Genomic DNA, 19699 nt, shown 5'->3' on the forward strand with positions numbered 1-19699 from the left:
TATGCTCAAGTTCTTCATGCCAGAAAACGATGGCGAAGGGATTCGCGCTGGCCTATGGGATCTATTTGGATTAAGCCGAGGCGAGGCATTTTCCAAGGATCAGTTTGCCAGCTGGCTACCGTACGGTCCCTATGTCGACAGCGAGCAGCTGTTCATCAATCGCCATCACCAGCTTGGTTTCATGCTCGAACTCATGCCCCAGGCCGGCGCCGATGAGCGTATGGTAGAAGTGCTGCAAAGCCTGTACACCAACTGTCCCGTCAACACGGGTGTGCAATTTCACCTGTTTGGCTCGCCGGACATCCGCGCCCCGCTGATCCAATATGCCAACATGCGCATGGAAGACGAGGATCAATATGAAAACTCGCAGCAGTGGGGCCGGCCGGCCCGGAACAGCAACCTGTACCGCCAGCTGGCACGCCAGCGCGTGCAACATCTGCTGGCCGGGAGCCAGAAATCCCTGACCAAGGGATTTCATTTTACGCTGCGCGACTTTCGACTCATGATGAGCGTCACGGTGGATGGGCGCGCCGATGATATCGGCAAGCGCGAAGCGGCGATCAGTTTGCGCGACTCGATGGCAAGCACCCTTGACGCCGCTTCTATACCCAGCAACGTATGCGAAGCGGCCGACTTAATCAACTGGTGCGCACTGTTCACCAATCCCCACCGGCTCACAGATGGTTTCATCCCATGGATTCACTACGATGAGGGAAGAGAACTGCGAGATCAGATTGTCGACTTCGATACCGTCCAGGACCCGACCAACGAAGGCATCCGGTTTTCGAAGCCAGGCAAGCCGCAGCACGTAGAAGCACGCTTTTTCTCCATTAAGTCGTTTCCGGAACGTTTCCCCCTCTGGCAGATGGGCGCGCTCATCGGCCACGTCATGCAACCGGCACTGCAGTACCGTGCGCCGTTCCTGCTCACCATGGGCGTGCACATCCTCGATACGAACACGACGCGGACATTGATTACGGCGAACCATATCCGCGCGACACAGAACGCAGGCAGCAAGATGGCCGCCATCATGCCGGACGTGCAGAAGAAGCAGGAAGACTGGAATGCCGTCGCCAACGCCATGGATGTCGGCGGCAACCTCGTCTCGATGTACCACCAGCTGGCCATTTTCTGCCCGCCTGCCGAGGCGACGGCGGCGGCAGAAGCGGCCAGGGCCATCTGGCGTGCCAGCGGCTTTGAACTCAATGCCGATGTGTACATGCACCGCCAGGCGCTGCTGGCGAGCTTGCCCATGACCCTGACGCCTGCGTTCCACAACGACATGAAGAAGATGAAGCGGGTGACGCGCAAATCCATGGCGAACGCCATCCATCTCGCGCCCCTGCTGGGGGAATGGCGAGGAACCGACACGCCAACCCTCATCTTCGCCGGCCGCCGCGGCCAGCTCGTGACGCTGGACCTGTATGACAACGACCTGGGCAACTACAATTTTGCCGTTGTCGGCGCCCCAGGTTCCGGCAAATCCGTCACCCTCAACGAGATAGCCTGGTCATACCGCTCCGGCGGTGCGCAAGTGCGCCTGCTCGATCTCGGGCGCTCATTCGAGAAGCTGTGCAAGAAAGCCAATGGCACGCATGTCGAGTTCAGCCCACGCTCGAAGATCATTTTGAACCCGTTTACGGCGGTCAATGACATTCATGAAGACATCGATATGCTATTGCCCGCCCTGGCGAAGATGTGTTCCATGAGTCAGCAAATGCAAGAAGTGCAATATAAAGCCATTTCAACGGTCCTCCTGAAGCTATGGAAGTCGTACGGCAATGATCTGACGATCACGGCTTTGCGCGACGCATTCAAGACCGGCAGTATTGCCGAACTCGAAATTAAAGGCGATGACCGCATCCGCGATCTTGCCATCATGCTCAATCCATACTCGAAGGACGGGCAGTACGAACGCTTCTTCGAGGGCAAGAATAACGTCGACTTCTCGAATGACTTCGTCGTGATCGAAAACGAAGAACTCAAACGCAAGCCAGATCTGCATGCCGTCGTCAATATCCTGCTGATGTACCAAATCACCGGCGAGATGTACCTGAACCGTGATCGCAAGAAGCTCCTGATCATCGATGAACTCAAGCAACAGCTTGGAGAGATCGGTGCAGACGACCCGGTCAAGGCCGCCGTGGTGGAAGAAGCAGCCCGGCGTGCGCGCAAATACGGCGGTGCACTGGGCACCGCGACGCAGGGTGCCGATGATTATTACGGTTCGGTGCAAATGACGGCCGCTTTCAACTGCTCCGACTGGGTTTTCCTGCTGCGGCAAAAACCGGAGTCGATTGAAATCCTCGAAAGCAACAAGCGCATCGTCATGGATGCGGCCAAAAAGCGGCTACTTAAATCGCTACGCACCGAGGCCGGCGCCTTTGCGGAAATGTACGTCTCGTCGCCGATCGGTGAAGGCGTCGTACGCCTGGTCATTGATCACGCCACACAGCTTCTGTTCTCGAACAAACTCGCCGATAACAAGCCGATTGATGCCTTGCGTGCCCAGGGCTACTCCATCGACGAGGCCATCGCCCGGGTACTGGCCGACAGGGGACTCCAATGAGAATCATGCTGATCAATATCTTCGTATCGGCCTGCTTCGTGGCGCTCGGCATTGCGGCCTATGACCGGCTGGTGCTGCGGCCGATGCTGGTCATCGGGGTAGTCGACGCGGCGAACGTCTTCCATGCAAAACAGGAACAGTACTTCAAAGCCATGACGACCAGCCGTACCGATATGGAACGGCGGCAGGCGATATCCGATGCTGAACGATTTGTTCCCAGTTTTGCTGCCGCGTTGGCGCAATTGCCGCAAGAGTGCGCATGCCTGGTGGTCGACAAAACGGCGGTGATCGGCAGCCGCGCGACGCTGATCGATCTCACTCCATTGCTCAGAAAAAAGGTGAAACTGTGACCCGCGATTTCTTTCAGCATGTGCGCAGACGCTGGTATCTGTACCTGGTGCTGGTCGTGATCTGGACACTCGCCTATGTGCGACTGTTTATCGATGCCACCCCGCGCCTGCCTATCCTGTTTAACGTGACCCCCAGCTTGCCCTACACGGTCGCAGTGGTCGACTACCGGGCGAACGGCATCCGTCGCGGAGATTATGTGGTCTATGCATTCGAAGGGGCGGCGTACCGCGTCTTCCCCGGCCTGTACCACCAGCCGTTTTTCAAGATCGTGCGCGGCGTGGCCGGCGACAAAGTGACCGTCCGGGATCGCCATGTTTTCGTCAATGGCGAGGAGGTCGGCATTGCCAAGACCCATACCACCGTTAAACACCTCCGGCTCGAACCCATCGCCGAGACCGTGATTCCGCCCTCGTATTTTTATGTACAAGGCACCAGCCCGGACAGCTTCGATTCACGCTACAGCATCAATGGCCTGGTACGCGCCGACGCGGTCCTGGGCGTCGTCATTCCGATCTTTTGAAGGAAAAGCAAATCATGCCATTACTTGAACCCGCACCCAGGACACGGGGTTTTCACTGCCTGCCATGCGGTGAGCTGACCAGGCGGATTTTGTCCGTCCTGTTGCTGGCCAGTGGCCTCATGGGAGCATTGGCCGAGGCCGAGGAACTGGCCGCGATCGGGCCGACGTATCCGATTGCCGAGCAAAACCTGCTCGACATGATTGTCCAGCGCCTGCGCGCGCTGGAAAAGAGCGGCCAGCTTCACGCACTGCAGGAGCAGGCGATCGCCAAAGGCAGGGCGGCCGTGGCCAATCCGGCCCCGGTGGCAGGTTTGACGCCGGCGAAGGCACCGCGAACCCTGTACTTTGACCCCACCTATGTGCTCGACAAGAATATCCTCGATGCACAGGGTCACGTCCTGTTCCCTGCAGGAACCCGTACCAACCCGCTGGCGATCACATCCATGTCGAAAAAGCTGCTGTTCTTTGACGCGCGCGATCCGATACAGGCAAAGATGGCGCGCAGCCTGCTCCAGCGCGATGGCGCGCGGATCAAGCCGGTACTCGTCGGCGGTTCGTATCTGGAGCTAATGAAACAGTGGAAAACGCGCATTTACTTCGATCAGCAGGGCAGATTAGTAGGGCGCTTTGGCATCCGGCATGTCCCGGCCTTGGTCTACCAGGAAGGCATGCGCCTTCGCATCGACGAAATCGTGGTGGCCAAATGAGCCTACTAAAACACACCATCGGTTTGATCCTGCTCCTCATCGGGGCAGGCCATGCCCAGGCGGCACCGGCAGGCACCTGCACTGGCGCCTTCCCGAACCCGATCACGGATATCTGCTGGTCATGCATCCTGCCGATCTCCCTCGGCAGTGTCACCCTGGGCAACCTGGGCAACCTGGGCGGCCAGGAAGACACCGCCAATCCGTCCAGTCCGATTTGTTCGTGCAAAGTCAATCCGGTAATCGGCCTGTCCATCGGCTTTTGGGAACCCGTGCGCCACGTGGAAGTGGTGCGCAAACCATTCTGCCTGGTGTCCCTCGGCGGCATCGATCTCAATCCGGGCATCCCTGCGCCAGAAGCCGCCCGGGCCACGGACGCAGGCGGCGCCCAGGATGCCTTCTACCAGGCGCATTACTACGTTAATCCGGTCATGTACTGGCTCAAGGCGGTCGCCGACTTCCCCTGCCTGGAAGCCGGCTCCTTCGATATCGCGTACATGACCGAGGTCGACCCATTGTGGAACGATGATGAGCTCACCTTAATTATCAATCCGGAAACGGTCCTCTTCGCCAATCCCGGCGCCGTCGCCGCCTGCGCTGCGGACTGCGTTGCTGCCACGGCGGGATTTGGCCGTCCGGAATTGTTCTGGTGCGCCGGCTGCCAGGGAGGTCTTTTCCCGCTCGATGGCCGCGCGGCCTACCACGTGGGCGGGGTGCGCACCGCCGAATTGATGATGCAGCGCCTCACTGCCAAGATGCACCGAGAACTGCTGACATGGGGCATGCATGGCCAGAAAGGGCTGTGCGGACCGTACTTCCTGCCGGAAATGGACAAGACGGCCTACAAATCCCAGCTGACGTATCCCATTCCAGCCACTGACAAGGAACTGGGCAAATGTTGCCAGCCTTTTGGCCGCACCACCATCGCCTGGGGAGCGGGCAAGGAATACCCCGTCAAGGGCGAAGATTTTGCGTTTATGTTATTTCGAAAAAGGAACTGCTGTGTTGGCTACTAATCCGATCCAAGTGCCCTCTGCGGGCGCCAGGCCTGCTGCACTGCGTACCATGGCAGGGCTAAGTTCTCTGTTCCTGGCCCAGGCAGTGGCGGCGCAGGCGATACCAACGATCACCGACGCGGACATCGAACGCGCCAAAAAGCTGCAGCCGGTCATCACCGAGCAGGATATCGCCCGCGCGGTACGGGCCAATCCCATGCCACAAGACCCGCCGCCAGGGCCAACTTCCACTACGCCACGGATGCGGATCGACGCCTTGCCCCAGCCTCGCCCAACGCCACCCGTTGATCTGGGCGCCATTGCCAAAGGCTATGAAGCGGCGTCCAATCCAATCGCGCTGTCCGCGTTGAATGGCGACCGGCTGATGGTCTTTGTGACCTTCGCCATGCCGGAAGCCGCGCTGAATAAACTGGCGATGCAAGCGGCGCAGCTGCAGGCGACCCTGTTACTACGGGGCCTGGACGACGGATCACTGGTCAAAACCGTGGTGCATGTCCAAAAAATCATGGGCGAGCGCAAGGTGGCATGGCAAATCGATCCGCAGGCATTTGACCGCTTTGCCGTACGCCAGGCGCCGACCTTCGTTTTACTAAGTGCCGGCGCACCCGCCCAGGCCTGCGGGGCAGGGAGTTGTTTCGCGCCGGATGCTTATGTTCGCGTCGCCGGCGACGTCTCGCTTGAATACGCGCTCAAAACCATCCAGCAACGCGCACCGCGCTTTGCCGATAGCGCCGACCGCCTCCTGGAGAAGATGAGGAAATAGCCATGCGCCGTTTGATCGCCCTGACGACCGCCTGCTGCCTGAGCAGCATGCAGCCTGCCATTGTCCTGGCGCAAGTCAACCAGGATCTGGCCGGCGCCACGGCTGCCAACCAGGCGGCCCGGGCCAGCGTCACCACCCAGAGCGCCACTGCCCACGTGCCCGGCTATACGCTGTCGCCACCCGAAACCGTCTACCACGGCAAGAGTAACCTCAAAAGCGATGCCAGTACCCACCTGGCGGCCTGCGCCCTGACACCCGGCGACCCGGCCTGCGCGGCGCAAGTGGGCGCCCTGAACTCGTCCAACACGCCGCGCCCGCCCGTGCTGGCCACCGATCCGGCTATCGCCGCCGCGCAAGCCATCGCCCGCGATCCCTTGAGTGCCGAGACGACGCTGGCCGCGTACACCACCGGCTGCCCCGCTGGCGCTACATGTGCGCCAAAAACGTTCTGTCTCGGTACGCAATGCTTCAATACTAGCTATACGAATGACGTCGATTTTGCGCAGGTCATGACCTACATGGAGGCCGTGCGCGAGGCTGGCGTCTATCTCGATCCGAAGACCATGACTTTGTTCAATGGCGAGGGTAATACCTGCCGCAACCGGCTCCTCAAAAACTGCTGCTATACCGATGGCGCCGGGGCCCACTTTACTAACCAGTCCCTGTTTGGCATCGGCTCGCGCCTGGTATTCGACATCCTGATGAACAGTGGTAACCGGGAATTTGTCACGCAAGGCGCCAAGGCATTGCTGACCAGTGGCGGCTTTAGCGGCAGTTATACGACGTTTGGTGTGACCGTGGCCGTCAATGGCACGGCGCTGCCGGCCGGTTCCATCACGCTGGCCACCACGGAACACCTGGCGATCGCGTTCAATCCCTGGAGCCTGGCGATGACTGCGGTGATGTACATCGCGGTCTCGATGATGTCCTGCAATGCCGGCGAGGGCAAGCTGGCGATGAAGGAGGGCGCCCAGCTATGTCACACCATCGGCACCTGGTGCAGCTCCTGCATCCGGGTATTGGGCAAATGCGTGTCGTGCATCGAGCACACGACCTCCAAATGCTGTTTTAACTCGCGCCTGGCCAGGATGATCAACGAACAGGGGAGGGCGCAGCTCGGCATGGGCTGGGGAGCACCAAAAAATCCAGCCTGTTCCGGCTTTAGCGTGGATCAATTGCAAAGCATCGACTTTGCGAAGCTCGATCTGACCGAGTTCTATGCCTCCATCGTGCCGACGCTGCCCAACGTGGCGGCAGTCAAGGATGCTGCCGCCCAGCGTGCGCCAGCCTGTTATCTGGGGAGAGGGAAATGCTGAATCGAACCACGACGCGCAAGGTTTTACTTGCCCTTTGCTCTGCCATGCTCTGCGCCGCAACCTGTGCGGCTCCGGAAACCACACCCCGCGTGGCGGTGAGCGATCCGAAAGTACTGATGTTGGCGGCCATCGATGCACCAGATGGCCGTGCAGCCGGCATGTTGACCGGAGAAGTGGCGGACGCGATCACCCAGCGCTTTTCTGCCTCCTCTCCGATCTTCATGGAGGTCACGACACTGGCCCGCTACGCCCAGGACGGTTGCCGGCGGCTCAACGTCCGCTTTTGGCAGGAAGGCGTCAGGCTCGCACCGGGGCAGGGACCTCAAAAACAAACGATCGATATCGGCATCAATTACTGCCGCAATGGCCTGCCGCCCGCCCATCTGCGCCTGGAGAAAACACCATGAGAAGGTACCAATACTGTCTGACAGTGCTGCTCGCATGCGGAGCCGTACACGCCCAGGTTCCCGCCAGTGTCCCTGCACAAGGCCACGCTGCTGGCGCGCAGGCCGCTGTGCGGCGCGGCTGGCATTTTTATGACGACCCGGCAAGGTACGAACCGCAGAAGGAAATAGTGTCGCCTGCGCCAGTCGCGCTACCAAAACCCACCGGGCCGCAGCCACCGCCTGAAGTCAAGGCGCTGCGCGATTTACAGGCGCAGCTGGAACAGGTGAAGGCCGTCGCCGTCATGAACCCGACTGTCGCCAATGTGCGCCGCTACATGGAGCTCGAATCGAAGATCGTCAGGAATGCCTCGCTGTTCGCCGACCTGTCGCAGAAAGTGGCGTGGGCCAATCCGGACCTGGACCCCACCACGCAGGGCCGCCCCGTCAATGCCCAGGCGCTGGAGGTATTTGAACAGGTACAAATGCAGGAGAGATATTCCGCCCTCGCCAACATCGGGAGCGACCACATCCTGATGTTCTTCTTCCGTGGCGATTGCCCGTACTGCCATGCCTATGGGCCGGTATTGCGGGCGTTTTCCACGAAATACCGTATCCAGGTGCTGCCGGTCAGCCTGGATGGCGGCGCGGTGCCGGGCTTTACCAATGCCCGCACCGATAACGGTACCGCCGCCACGCTCAACGTCAAGCAAGTTCCGGCGCTGTTTTTGGCACAACCCATCACCGGCAGGATTATGCCGGTCGGTTTTGGTGTGCTGTCGGAAGGCCAGCTGGTGGAACGGATCGACGCCTTGCGGCCGCGCGCCGTTGAGACCGCCGAAACACTTTTTGGAAAAACACTTTCATCTCGTTAAGGAGCTCATCATGCCTATGCGCAAACTCATCATCGCACTATCCCTGTCCACCAGTACCCTTTATAGCCATCTGGCCTTCGCCGGTGACCTGAATGCCGAAGTCAACAAGATGTTCAACGACCTCGGCGCCATCGGCAACTACTCGGCGCCGGGCGCCTTCCGTGGCCAGGTCTACAACACTTATAGCGGCGGCAGCCTGATGCTGCGCGCGCCGAACAAGACGTATCAATTAATGGCAATTAACTACCCGACGGCCAAAGCGGGGTGCGGTGGCATCGATCTTTTCGGCGGCTCGTTCTCCTACATTTCGGCGGCCGAATTCAAGAACATGCTGAAAAACGTCACCTCTGCGCTGCCAGGCGTAGCGTTTCAGCTCGCGCTCGAATCGGTGTCCCCGATGCTCGGGGGTATCACCAAGTGGACCAAAAACCTCGAATCGATGATGACGAATGCGCAAATCAATTCCTGCAACACCGCCAAATCCCTGGTCTCGTCGGCCGCCGAGGCCACGGGGTTCAGCTCCAGCAAGGCCTGCGAGGACATCGCCGTCTCGCTGGGCCTCGAATCGGACTATGCCGCCGCAGCCGTCCGCTGCAAATCCGACAAGGGCTCCATTCTCGATACGGCGCGCAAATCCTCCGATCCCCTGGTCAAAAACAAGGCCCCGTTCGTCGGCAACCTCACCTGGGAATCGCTCAAGCTCGCCGGCAACTACCTCGACGACAAAGAGCGGGAAATGATCATGAGCATGGTCGGGACCGTTATTTTCTATTCGGAAGGACGAGACCCGAATCCGATCGCACCGACCTTCACATCGATCTCCCAGCTGCTCTATGGCCAGTCGGATGCCGGGAGCGGCAACGTCCACCAAACGGTCCTGCGCTGCAACAACTACACCAACTGCGACCAGGTCACCATCGACCCCGAGTACGTCCATACCCCGTTTACAGTCAAGGTCGAAAAGCTGATGCGCTCGATTGCCTACAAAATCGAGACGCGCACACCGATTCCTAACATGTCGCCGGAGGTCGGTTTTGTGAACCAGACCAGCGAGCCTGTCTACCGCATGCTGTCGATCGGCGCATCGTTTCCTTCTGCCACAGCCAATGAGCAGCTGATTGCCACCTATCGGGATGTGATTGCCGCAGATTACGCCTACATGTTTCTGGAGAAAAACCTGCGGTTGGGGATGCAAGCTCTGGAGAAAGACTTTACTTTAGACATGAAACAGCAGGGGAGAGCCCAAGAAATCCGGCTGCGCGCCAAGGACATGCTGGCCCAATTGTCCCGCGAAAAGACCCTCGTCTACCAGAAGGTGAACTCCCTCACGGAGGTGTCCAACGACCTGGAACACCTGGAACGGCATATTCGCGCGAATATTCCGCAGCATGTGCTTGATATGTTAGGTCGCCGGGCAGCCTACATGCACTGATGACCGGAAAACGAGGAGAAATATCATGTGGGAAATTTTTGCTTATCAAAACTCGGATAGTTTGTACGGACTCATGAACGCGGTTGCTGCCATGGTCGGCGCCAATACCTACCGCAATGCGCTTGGCATCACCGTCGTGTGTGGCTTCGTGTCTGCCCTTGTCGGCTATGCTTTCGCTCCGGAAAAGATGGTGGGCTGGAAGTGGCTCGCCTCGGTAGTCCTGGTATTTTCAGTACTCGTGGTGCCGAAGGTGACCGTCGGCATTGTCGACAAGACAGGAGGTTCGGCCGAAGTCTTCGTTAACAACGTACCGTTCGGCCTGGCGGTGCTCGCTTCGCTGACCAGTACGGTCGGCAACAGCCTGACAGAACTCGAAGAGGCGGCCATGCAGGTGATCCCGGGGCCGGCCGGCATGCCGGATAAGCTGAGCTATCAGAACAATGGACTCATGTTCGGCAGCCGGCTGGTGCGCGAAACGTCCAAGGTCGTGTTCCAAAGTCCGTACTTCAGGAACGATTTGATTAATTTTCTGCACCAGTGCACGATGTACGATCTGGCCTCGGGCTACCTGTCACCGGAAGCATTTGCGACCTCTGGTGACGTTTGGGCGCTCATGGGTGATCCCAATCCTGCCAGGTTTACCGGCGTCACGAATGCGGCCGGCACGGCGGAGTTGCTTCCCTGTCCGCAAGCATATACCAAGCTATCGGCAAAGATGCCTGCCGAAGTACAGCGTATCCAGGGCACACTGGCATTCCGAATGAATCCGACGCTACCCGGACCGGTCGCAGCGGCGCTGATCGCAGACCAGGTTCAGCAGGCTTATATCAAAGCAAGGATCGCGGACGCCTCGGCCACAGCAGCCGATATCATCCGCCAAAACGCACTCATCAATGCGGTGAACGACACCAGCCTTCTGGCGAGCCAAAAGGTCAACGATCCGGCCACCATGATGCTGGCTATCGGCCGCGCGCAGGCGGTGGCACAGACCAATGCGGCATGGATCAACGCTGGAAAAGTAGCCGAACAGGCACTGCCTGTAATCCGCAACGTGGTCGAAGTGGTGGCATACGCCATGTTCCCGCTGATGATCCTGCTCCTTATGCTGGCTAACGGCAAAGATACCGTGGCCGGCTTCAAGAACTATGCGTCTGTGCTGATTTGGATCCAGCTTTGGCCGCCGTTGTATGCCATCCTTAACTACGCCGCGACCATGTATGCAATGCGCGACCTGGCCGCAGCCGCTAATGTTGGCAACGGCGTCAACGCCCTGTCGCTGACAACGTCATCAGACATTTTTTCCACAGCGATTTCCGGCGAAGCAGTGGTCGGTTACATGACGCTGAGTATTCCTTTCATTGCCTGGGCTGCCCTCAAGCGCATGGAGAACTTTGGCACCGCGCTCGTCGATGGCATGCGCCTGTTGCAAGGCAATGTGGCCACTGCCACCAATTCGGCCGCAACGGGCAATGTATCCATGGGAAATGTTGCCATGGATCAGATGACCTTGGCGCCTGTCCGTTCGTCACCGTTCTTCAGAAATCGGCAAAACGATCTTTCAGGAAATAGCTATATTACTAATGCGTTGTCCGGCCTCACCGCTGCCAAAGCACTGGCCAATGAAGGACCAGTATCCAGAACAGTGGAGGGGAAGGTCACGGAAAATCATGTCGCAGTTGCCACTCAAGAAGTATCCGCAGCCGAGTCGAAAGCTGTCGCAGCAACAAGGGACAAAGCTGCCGCCTTCTCGAATGCCCTGCTGCATGTCGACGGAACTAGCGTTACAACGAATCGGTCTAAAGGTGTCACAAGGAACAGTACTGAAGAATTTGGCGCGCGTGCGCAAGAACTAAAGCAAATTGCCAACGTAATTGGGAAAGCCGTGGGGGCCAGCGAGCAACAGGTTGCACACGTAGCTTTTGGGGTAGCAGCGGATCTCAACATTGGTACACCGCAGGTCGGTGTAATTCCTGGCAGCAGATTTGCAATAACAGGCCGTGGCGGAAAACAGTACTCCGCTTCCATAGACAAAAAAGAAACGGAGATCAAAAATTATCTCAGTAACGACGAAGTTTCCAAGTTTAAGGATTGGGCAGAGACACTTGGAAAGAATACCAGTCTATTGAACTCCGTTACTTCTGATCAACGGACAGCCACCGAAAATGCATCCCGAATCACACAGACGGTTGCGACTTCGGCGCGTGCAGATGCGACGTTGCGTGAACAAATAAACTATGCGACTACTATATCGGCAGCGCATTCACGTGGTGAATCTTTTAATCTTGATCTGGCAAAGGATCCGAAAAATATCCAACTATTTGAGTCACTTTTGTCACACAACCAGAATAGTGCCTCCGCCAAAATCATTATCGATTCGTATCTTGGGAGCATTGCAAACACACCCATATTGCCAACCACGAACAGCAAACTTCCAAACTCATTTGAATCAGTAAGAGAGGCGTATCGGAACATGAAAGAAAATCCATCACTGCATCCAGACATCGACAAGCAGCATCAGGCTAACAAATCACGGAGCCATTCGAAAAATCCAAATAATTCTGCAAACAGTACTGAAAACCACGATGGACCGACTCTACCGGTAGAAGGACAAGATTGGATGGCAGCAGAGCGAGCTAGAATTGAAAAAACGCCTACGCAAGTTCAGTCAGATGTAGAAAAAATAGACGAAAAAGCCGAGGCGGAAAAAAATAAAGCGCAACAAAAATTTAGAAACGACAGTGGAATTGTCGAGACGCCGTCCGGCAACGTGTCATCGAACAAATCGTTGTTCGGCAAGGCGAATAAACAAGTTACCGAGGATCCAGACATCGTTATAGGAGGAATAAAAGAAGTTGGAGCCAAAGGTTTTAAAAAAATGAAAGAAATTTTTAAGAAGCGGTAATTTTATTGCGATTCTCGCATGAGGCATTGGGGGTCTAAGGCAGGATCTCCATTTTCGTCTAATCGATAGGCTGGATTGCTAAAGTATTTAGTTCCACTACATTCATATTCATTCGCATCAATGACTAAATGCGACGAATTAAAGTGAGCCTCTTTGGGGATTTTTTCATGAATAAATGCAATCAAAAAAATTATCCAATATAAAAATAAGAGCGTAACAAATCCCATAACTGCAACCACAGCAATTAACACTAAAGGTTCGCCAAAGCTCAACAAAACTCCGATTATTGCACCGGCAAGTCCACAAAGAAACATTTGTTTCATTTCTTTCACGATGACCTCGAAAATATGTGTTTATATATATTAGCAAAAACAAAGAAATTATCAAGGGAGGGGGATTCCCATTATGAAATTATTGCATATAACTATTACTCTAATTTTCGCATTTACGGTTTCATCGGTGCAAGCGGTTGCACTCGCACAAAAGCCCACAGACGACTCAGTCTGCGATTTGTCGACGATGACGACGTATAGATTGTCCCAACGAACTTTCGTCGAAGCACGCACGCGAGACGAGAACGTTATTTACGCTCGGCTAGCTCTTCGGTTTATAACAAGTCATTGTAAGAATGGCCAGCTCTTGCTGCTCCATTCTGAGGATGGCATCGCTTTCGACGATCAATATTTTCGGGTAGTTACTGCTCAGTTATGTAGTGTTTCCAATGTCACGCGAGAAGCAGCGAGCACGCAAGAATATCCTCAGGCTTTTGTTATGCGCTGCCCAATCTCAAAGCTCAAAGAAGCCACCGCCGCATTAGCCGAAATGGAAAAAACAAAACCGACGGAGGCCATGATCGAGGAAGGCGCGCCTATGCACAGTGCACAGCCCAACCGGAGAGAAGAAGAAAAAAAAACGTGTGGTGACAAGATAACCTGGGAAACTGTCGTACTGGGTTGGGGGGGCAGTTGTCGCTAACTTATCGCGCCTAGCCCCCAAGGAAACGCCATGGAAAATAAAGACGATAAGAGTCAAGCTGAACTGCAGGCCGGCAATCTCGCACTACTTATGTTGGCCGAGATGCGCGAACAACGCGCGGGATTCAGGGAAGAACGCCTGGCGCTTGAACGGGATCGAAAATTTGCTCGCCGCCTCACCTTGACGCTGAAGTCGTTGCTCGTTCTCATGCCACTCTTGTTCGGTCTGTACTTTTTCATGCAAATGTTGCAGTTTAAAATAGGTCCCTTCAGCCCGGTCATAGGCATTGTGCACATCGAAGGCGAGATCGCTGCAACCTCACTTGCGTCCGCAGACAAGATTGTGCCGGCCCTGAAGCGGGCGTTTGAGTCCAGCAACGTTACGCAGATAGTTCTGGCGATAGACAGTCCCGGCGGGGCGCCGGTCGAGGCCGAGCGTATCGGAAACGCGATTCACTCTTTCAGGAAAAAGCACCCGAAACCGGTAGTGGCGGCGATCAGCAACGTCGGCGCATCGGCTGCCTACATGATTGCCTTGCACGCCGACAAGATCATCGCAGGGAAATACAGTCTGGTGGGATCGATCGGCGCCATCATCGCGCCATGGCAACTGTCGCGTGCGCTGGATCGGATGGAAATCTCGCAGCAGGTATATGCATCCGGTCACCTGAAGGCATTCTTGAATCCGTTCACACCACCTAGCCAGGACGCGCAAGCCAAGGCGCAGGATTTGGTGGACAGGGTAGGGCGGACATTTTTGCGCGAACTTGAGGAACGGCGCGGCCGCGCCCTGAGGCACGACGTTAACTACGCCAGCGGGGAAATCTGGAGCGGGTTAGAGGCAAAGGAAATCGGCCTGATCGATGCCATCGGCACGGTGGATGACTTCGTGGATGCTCAAAAGGAGGGGACTGCATTCAACTTTGGACCACACCCTGGCGGATTTGGCCAAATGGGTGCCCTGATCTCAACCTCGCTCATTTCTTCGCTCGACGACATCATCGCGAGGCAGAGGTTTCAGCTCAGGTAGAGGAGGGAGAGCGGAGGTGCAATTCAGTACGGTATGCAATCCATGTCAAGCAAAAATACGGCGCAAATTGGCTAGCTTTCTTGTGGCCGATAGTGCCTTCACACGAGTAAGCTTGAAGAATCATGGAAAGATATCAAGCCTATAGGTTCGAGTTGAGACCAACCGGCGAACAGGAGCGCGCCATGCGCCGCTTCGCCGGTTCTTGCCGGTTCGTCTACAACAAAGCCTTGGCTCTGCAAAAAGAAAATCACGCAGCCGGCAACAAATTCATCAGCTATGTGGCCATGGCGAAATATCTGACAGCATGGCGCAACAGTTCCGAAACCCCTTGGCTGTCGGACACGCCGTGCAGCAGCTCGCAGCAAGCTTTAATAGACCTCGATAGGGCATTTAAAAACTTCTTTGAGAAGCGTGCCGGTTTTCCCAAGTTCAAACGCAAGGGTACGGGTGATGCCTTCCGCTACGCGAGCTCGAAGGAGTTCAAACTCGATAAAGGTAATGACCGTGTCTTTTTACCCAAGCTGGGCTGGATACGCTACCGCAACAGCCGCGAGGTCTTCGGCGAGTTGCGCAAAGTCACCATTAGCAAATCATGCGGCAAGTGGTTCGCGTCGATTCTGACCCGTCGCGAGGTCGAACTTCCCTTGCCTAAAGCAGCGACGGCGATCGGCATTGACGTTGGGATCGCCCGCTTTGCCACCCTGAGCGACGGCAGCTTCATCGCGCCGCTCAACAGCTTCAAGAAACACCAGCAGCGCCTGGCGCGCTACCAGCGCCGTATGGGCCGTAAGGTCAAATTCAGCAGTAATTGGAGGAAGGCGAAAGCGCGCGTCCAGAAAATTCACACCCGCATCGTCAATGCCCGTAAAGACTTCCTCCACAAAACTACCGCAGCAATAACCCAAAACCACGTGCTCGTCTGCATTGAGGATTTGCAGGTAGGGAAAATGTCCAGGTCCGCCAAAGGCACTGTCGAACAGCCGGGCAAGAGGGTCAGTCAAAAGTCGGGGCTGAACCGCGCCATTCTCGATCAGGGATGGGGCGAGTTTAGGCGGCAGCTAGACTACAAGATGGCGTGGAACGGCGGTATGCTCCTGGCAGTGCCGCCGCACCACACTAGCCAGACATGCCCAGCTTGCGGCCACGTGTCGGAAGACAATCGGCAGACGCAGGCAAATTTCCAGTGCGTCAATTGCGGTTACACAAATCACGCCGATACAGTTGGCGCGATAAATGTGCTTGAGCGGGGGCACCGCTTGCTAGCCTGTGGAGAGATGGCGCAGTCAGGCCGCTCGAAGAAGCAGGAACCCGCCGAAGCGTGTCGCAACTCATCGCGCCGCGCTGTAGAAATCTCTGTCCTTTAGGCAGGGAGGATGTCAAATCCTGGAGCGGGGGCACCGCTTGTTAGACTGCGGAGAGATGGCGCAGTCAGGCCGCTCGAAGAAGCAGGAACCCGCCGAAGCGCTTCGCAACTCATCGCGCGGCGCGTAGAAATCTCCGTCCTTTAGGCGGGGAGGATGTCAACAGGGATAGGAGGGGCAGAACGGCGCGTGCGCCACCGCTTCAACAACAAGCTGCTCGCGATCCTACAAAAAGCCGCATTTCAAACGACTTGCGAGCGTCTAGTGAATTCGTGGCGATTCACCCTGGCGGGCAAGGTCAGTCCTGTTTGATAGGCGATGTACCATGCCGGAAAAATTCCGCCGTTTCATCAACAATGCGACAGAACCCCTCTTGATCCGCTACTCTTAGATGGCACACGCTCCTGCAGCGAGCAAGTGCCGGGGCGCCGCCTGCCAGCTGACCATTGCCTCGTCCGTCACCCGCAAAGTCAGGCTGCCGCGCCGCCGAAGACCGGCGTCGTACTACGCCCATTTCGTCACCTTGAATTTCATTTTCGGTATGTGGTGACGGCGTTTGTGGTTGTTTTTGTTGGGCATGGGCCGGTACGGCTTGTCAGAATCCCGCACTCTACCTGATGGGTCTGGCATCCATGCAACAACGCCTCTTAATCCCCTTCAAGTATCGGGGTTGGTCCGGACTACGACACTGAGATCAACATCCACGAATGGCAGTCTTAATCCCCTTCAAGTATCGGGGTTGGTCCGGACCCTCCGCTCGAAATATCCCGTGATAATCATAGTGTTGATAATTTCATTGCAGGGCAGCTTCATTGCTTCAAGCCTTTTTTCTCACGAAGAAGAGATATTATCCACTAATTTCCTTGAGCAGGCTCTGTATCGCGGACGACCAGCCTTGACATCACCAATAGCCGCTGCCTGCAACGCGTGCAACGCCATAGGCAGCAATATGCACGCGCCTTGCAGCGCAGTGTTTATCTGTTCGAGGGTACGAATGTCGCATTGGCACATTGGATTGACGGGCTGAAGCAGTGCATTGATCCAGAGCGCGACGATGTCCGTCTCTATGCCATCATCCAGGCGCAGCGGCTGCTCAATGCTGGCCACGCCCTTACGCCAGAAGGCATCTGGCTTGTGACCGGCCCGGACTGAATGCCCGCCGGCCCATTGCAGTGATGCCACTTCGCCGGCGATGACAAACCTGTTTGCAACGCAATTGCGGAGAAGAAAAAAAGTTGACGCCAGAAGATACCACCCGGCCTTATCTTCAAGCATGAATGGGATTCATCGCCGTCCCGTGGCGCGCCGCCCGACCAAGTCTTTCCCCCATGAGCGCAACAATATTGTCAAATTCCGCCCGGCGGATCCGTGCCCTACCATGGCGTCATCAGTAACGAAAAAGGCAAGATCATGGGCTTAAAGATTCGCTTCCTCCTGACCAGCAAATGCACGGCAACGTGTGGCTACTGCCATAACGAAGGACAAAGCCAGGCCGGAAATCTGTTGTCACTCGACACCATCCGCCAGGTACTGCACACCCTGCATGCAAACGCCTGTCAGCCGGAAGAAATCGTCCTTAGTGGTGGCGAACCTACGCTGCACAAACAACTCGGCGATATTGCCCGCCTGTGTCGGGCCAGCGGCGCCCATGTGTCGATGGACTCCCATGCCGGTCACCCGACTCTGCTCGCCGCCGCACTGCGGTACCTTGACGAGCTGAAAGTGCATGTTGACTCCTTCGACGCGGCAGAGCAGCAAGCCAGCATGGGCATTGAGCTGGCACAGGTATTGACCAGCATCCGACAAGCCCAGAGTTTCCCGCTGCAATTGCGTACCAACCATCCGCTCAAATGCGCGCAAGAAACCGCCACCTTTATCAGCCACGCGCGCCAGGTTGGCATCGACTGCAAAATCATTGAGATGTTTGGCCAGAATGGCCATGTGTCGCTGGACGACATGGACTGGAGCGCGCAAGGTTATCACGCGCAGGTCGATGGCAGCTGGCTGCACGATGACGGCCTGCATCGTCTGTTCACCAAGCGTTGCGGCGCGCACCACAACGATTACGACACGCTGTTTATCGGTGCCGACGGTATCCGCCGTGCACTGAACGGCGTGATTATCGGCTGTCCTGAAGCCTTTTCCATCAAGATGGTTCGCACGGCTTTGTTGCCTAGTTCGTGCACTTTGACGGAGGGGAGTTGACAATTTTGTCAAAAACAGCAGTGTTTGTGCCCATATTAATCTACCTATTTGCTGTTTATCGCTGCAAAAAATGCGGAAAATTCGGATCTGAAATGGGCGGCTTTTCCCTAATAAAGCAGTGCTATAAATAGACTGCAGGCAACATTACTTTTGATATATAATTTTTTTGTTAATAATAGAATAAACATGACCTCTTTCACTACACGAAAAATATTGTTGGCTGTTTCCGGCATGTCACCTCAGATCGTGACTGAAACGCTGTACGCGCTGGTGATGCGCGAGGGCGGTCCTTGGATTCCGGACGAGATCCATCTGTTGAGCACTCGTGAAGGTTGTGAATGGGCGCGTCAAGAGTTGCTGCACGAGTCGCGTGATATGTTCGGCAAATTCTGCCGCGAGTATCTGCCGCAGGGGCATGTGATCAAATTTGATGCAAGTTGCCTGCATGCCTTTACACGCAATGGCGACGCCATCAATGACATCAGGGATTTGGAGGACAGTGCTGTGGTGGCCGATGCCATCGCGGCCAAGGTATGGGAGTTGACGCAAGATAAGAATACGGCAATCCATGCCTCGATTGCCGGTGGTCGCAAGAGCATGGGCTTTTTACTGGGCTATTCCATGTCACTGTATGGCCGGCCGCAAGACCGCTTGTCCCATGTGCTGGTCAATGACGGTTTTGAAAACAACAATGACTTTTATTTCAAGCCGAAAAAATCGACCATTATTCATGATCGTAGCAACAAGCCGCTCGATACCGCCAATGCCGTGATCAGTCTGGCCGAGATTCCCATCCTGCATCTGCGCGGAAAGCTTCCAAAGGCGATGCAGAAAAGTCCGGCTACCTTTGCCAAGCTGATTGACGTCATGAACCGCTCAATGAATGAGCCCTTGATCGAATTTGATACGAAGGCACACACCTTGAAATGTCATGGAATCGAGGTAGAGATGAGCAAGATCAATTTCTCTTTTTATCTGTTCGTGGCAAAAAAAATGCTCAGTACCGGCCCGGTCAATATTTTCAGGATCAGTGAAGCAGAATTTTTGTCGATCAAGGAGTTTGGCCACGATCACATCAAGAATGAAGATGCTGAAGAAGACACCAAGGCCATGTATGGCGACGAAGAAAAAATGAAAGGTTTTCTGCGCGACAGGAAATCCGGCATCAAGAAAGCGCTGAATGAAGCACTGGGATTGCTCGGCTCCGAGCAGTATGCGATCACCAGCATTGACGATAATTGCCGAATCAATATTGAAAATATCGTCATCAACTAAGCTCGGCTTTGTTGCCCGTTATT

Annotated in this window: 18 protein-coding genes and 1 pseudogene; 17 read left to right on the top strand and 2 right to left on the bottom strand. The window is 55.9% G+C overall.

Translation table 11 applies throughout. The features are described 5' to 3' along the window. Nucleotide 1: 1 nt before the first annotated feature. The 11 genes from traC to CSQ95_RS27305 are packed head-to-tail and all read left to right on the top strand — an operon-like array spanning nucleotide 2 to nucleotide 12831. On the top strand, nucleotides 2-2569 hold the full coding sequence (traC, locus tag CSQ95_RS27260) for a type IV secretion system protein TraC (protein WP_257218246.1): 2568 nt from the start codon (nucleotides 2-4) through the stop codon (nucleotides 2567-2569). A gap of 5 nt (nucleotides 2570-2574) precedes the next feature. Continuing rightward, nucleotides 2575-2919 carry a hypothetical protein gene (locus CSQ95_RS29450; RefSeq protein ID WP_143450103.1) on the top strand — a complete coding sequence of 115 codons (345 nt, stop codon included), beginning with the start codon at nucleotides 2575-2577 and terminating at the stop codon, nucleotides 2917-2919. Continuing rightward, complete coding sequence (traF, locus tag CSQ95_RS27265; protein WP_257218247.1) at nucleotides 2916-3440, top strand: conjugative transfer signal peptidase TraF; 525 nt, start codon at nucleotides 2916-2918, stop codon at nucleotides 3438-3440. The genes CSQ95_RS29450 and traF (CSQ95_RS27265) overlap by 4 nt, the downstream gene beginning before the upstream one ends. A gap of 14 nt (nucleotides 3441-3454) precedes the next feature. Beyond that, a complete protein-coding gene (gene traW / locus CSQ95_RS27270; protein ID WP_099411763.1) occupies nucleotides 3455-4147 on the top strand; it encodes a type-F conjugative transfer system protein TraW in 693 nt (230 codons plus the stop codon). After that, nucleotides 4144-5160, top strand: a complete 1017-nt coding sequence (locus CSQ95_RS27275; protein WP_099411764.1) for a TraU family protein — start codon at nucleotides 4144-4146, stop codon at nucleotides 5158-5160. The genes traW and CSQ95_RS27275 overlap by 4 nt, the downstream gene beginning before the upstream one ends. Then, a complete protein-coding gene (gene trbC, locus CSQ95_RS27280) occupies nucleotides 5150-5923 on the top strand; it encodes a type-F conjugative transfer system pilin assembly protein TrbC (protein ID WP_257218248.1) in 774 nt (257 codons plus the stop codon). The genes CSQ95_RS27275 and trbC overlap by 11 nt, the downstream gene beginning before the upstream one ends. A gap of 2 nt (nucleotides 5924-5925) precedes the next feature. Beyond that, nucleotides 5926-7239, top strand: a complete 1314-nt coding sequence (gene traN, locus CSQ95_RS27285; protein WP_099411766.1) for a conjugal transfer protein TraN — start codon at nucleotides 5926-5928, stop codon at nucleotides 7237-7239. Next, entirely contained in the window at nucleotides 7233-7646 is a 414-nt protein-coding gene (locus tag CSQ95_RS27290; RefSeq protein WP_099411767.1) for a hypothetical protein, read from the top strand. Before traN ends, CSQ95_RS27290 begins: the two co-directional genes overlap by 7 nt. Beyond that, nucleotides 7643-8497, top strand: a complete 855-nt coding sequence (gene traF, locus CSQ95_RS27295; RefSeq protein WP_099411768.1) for a conjugal transfer protein TraF — start codon at nucleotides 7643-7645, stop codon at nucleotides 8495-8497. Before CSQ95_RS27290 ends, traF (CSQ95_RS27295) begins: the two co-directional genes overlap by 4 nt. 10 nt (nucleotides 8498-8507) lie before the next feature. After that, nucleotides 8508-9929, top strand: a complete 1422-nt coding sequence (locus CSQ95_RS27300; protein WP_099411769.1) for a conjugal transfer protein TraH — start codon at nucleotides 8508-8510, stop codon at nucleotides 9927-9929. A 25-nt stretch (nucleotides 9930-9954) separates the two neighbouring features. Next, entirely contained in the window at nucleotides 9955-12831 is a 2877-nt protein-coding gene (locus tag CSQ95_RS27305; protein WP_099411770.1) for a conjugal transfer protein TraG N-terminal domain-containing protein, read from the top strand. A 2-nt stretch (nucleotides 12832-12833) separates the two neighbouring features. Here CSQ95_RS27305 and CSQ95_RS29455 read toward each other — a convergent pair whose 3' ends face one another. After that, nucleotides 12834-13163, bottom strand: coding sequence for a hypothetical protein (locus CSQ95_RS29455; RefSeq protein WP_143450104.1), 330 nt, complete (start codon nucleotides 13161-13163; stop codon nucleotides 12834-12836). 73 nt (nucleotides 13164-13236) lie between these two features. Between CSQ95_RS29455 and CSQ95_RS29460 the strand changes: the two genes are divergently transcribed. The 3 genes from CSQ95_RS29460 to CSQ95_RS27315 all read left to right on the top strand — a co-directional run bounded on the left by CSQ95_RS29460 (nucleotide 13237) and on the right by CSQ95_RS27315 (nucleotide 16199). After that, nucleotides 13237-13806 (top strand): hypothetical protein, encoded by a 570-nt coding sequence (locus CSQ95_RS29460; protein ID WP_143450105.1) that lies wholly within the window; start codon nucleotides 13237-13239, stop codon nucleotides 13804-13806. A 30-nt stretch (nucleotides 13807-13836) separates the two neighbouring features. Continuing rightward, nucleotides 13837-14835: a S49 family peptidase gene (locus tag CSQ95_RS27310; protein WP_099411771.1), complete on the top strand. Its 999-nt coding sequence runs from the start codon at nucleotides 13837-13839 to the stop codon at nucleotides 14833-14835. Nucleotides 14836-14957: 122 nt separating this feature from the next. Then, complete coding sequence (locus CSQ95_RS27315) at nucleotides 14958-16199, top strand: RNA-guided endonuclease TnpB family protein (protein ID WP_099411772.1); 1242 nt, start codon at nucleotides 14958-14960, stop codon at nucleotides 16197-16199. 399 nt (nucleotides 16200-16598) lie between these two features. Here the strand turns inward: CSQ95_RS27315 and CSQ95_RS27320 are convergent. Continuing rightward, nucleotides 16599-16775, bottom strand: a pseudogene (locus CSQ95_RS27320) (IS5/IS1182 family transposase); the annotation flags it as partial. A gap of 348 nt (nucleotides 16776-17123) precedes the next feature. Here CSQ95_RS27320 and CSQ95_RS30370 point away from each other — a divergent pair. From CSQ95_RS30370 to csm6, 3 genes are all read left to right on the top strand, one after another. Further along, nucleotides 17124-17348 (top strand): CRISPR-associated endonuclease Cas2, encoded by a 225-nt coding sequence (locus CSQ95_RS30370; protein WP_180279185.1) that lies wholly within the window; start codon nucleotides 17124-17126, stop codon nucleotides 17346-17348. A gap of 216 nt (nucleotides 17349-17564) precedes the next feature. After that, complete coding sequence (locus tag CSQ95_RS27330) at nucleotides 17565-18401, top strand: radical SAM protein (protein WP_099411774.1); 837 nt, start codon at nucleotides 17565-17567, stop codon at nucleotides 18399-18401. Nucleotides 18402-18587: 186 nt separating this feature from the next. Then, nucleotides 18588-19676: a CRISPR-associated ring nuclease Csm6 gene (csm6, locus tag CSQ95_RS27335; RefSeq protein ID WP_099411775.1), complete on the top strand. Its 1089-nt coding sequence runs from the start codon at nucleotides 18588-18590 to the stop codon at nucleotides 19674-19676. Nucleotides 19677-19699: the final 23 nt, after the last annotated feature.

The organism is Janthinobacterium sp. BJB304, from assembly GCF_002735765.1.
Classification (GTDB): Bacteria; Pseudomonadota; Gammaproteobacteria; order Burkholderiales; family Burkholderiaceae_D; genus Janthinobacterium.

Bases quoted from the DNA above. Each gene is read 5' to 3' on its own strand.
- CSQ95_RS27290 (WP_099411767.1), top strand. From the start codon at position 7,233: ATGCTGAATCGAACCACGACGCGCAAGGTTTTACTTGCCCTTTGCTCT.
- CSQ95_RS27300 (WP_099411769.1), top strand. From the start codon at position 8,508: ATGCCTATGCGCAAACTCATCATCGCACTATCCCTGTCCACCAGTACC.
- traF (WP_099411768.1), top strand. From the start codon at position 7,643: ATGAGAAGGTACCAATACTGTCTGACAGTGCTGCTCGCATGCGGAGCC.
- csm6 (WP_099411775.1), top strand. From the start codon at position 18,588: ATGACCTCTTTCACTACACGAAAAATATTGTTGGCTGTTTCCGGCATG.
- traW (WP_099411763.1), top strand. From the start codon at position 3,455: ATGCCATTACTTGAACCCGCACCCAGGACACGGGGTTTTCACTGCCTG.
- traN (WP_099411766.1), top strand. From the start codon at position 5,926: ATGCGCCGTTTGATCGCCCTGACGACCGCCTGCTGCCTGAGCAGCATG.
- CSQ95_RS29450 (WP_143450103.1), top strand. From the start codon at position 2,575: ATGCTGATCAATATCTTCGTATCGGCCTGCTTCGTGGCGCTCGGCATT.
- CSQ95_RS27315 (WP_099411772.1), top strand. From the start codon at position 14,958: ATGGAAAGATATCAAGCCTATAGGTTCGAGTTGAGACCAACCGGCGAA.
- CSQ95_RS29460 (WP_143450105.1), top strand. From the start codon at position 13,237: ATGAAATTATTGCATATAACTATTACTCTAATTTTCGCATTTACGGTT.
- CSQ95_RS27275 (WP_099411764.1), top strand. From the start codon at position 4,144: ATGAGCCTACTAAAACACACCATCGGTTTGATCCTGCTCCTCATCGGG.
- CSQ95_RS27305 (WP_099411770.1), top strand. From the start codon at position 9,955: ATGTGGGAAATTTTTGCTTATCAAAACTCGGATAGTTTGTACGGACTC.
- CSQ95_RS27310 (WP_099411771.1), top strand. From the start codon at position 13,837: ATGGAAAATAAAGACGATAAGAGTCAAGCTGAACTGCAGGCCGGCAAT.
- traC (WP_257218246.1), top strand. From the start codon at position 2: ATGCTCAAGTTCTTCATGCCAGAAAACGATGGCGAAGGGATTCGCGCT.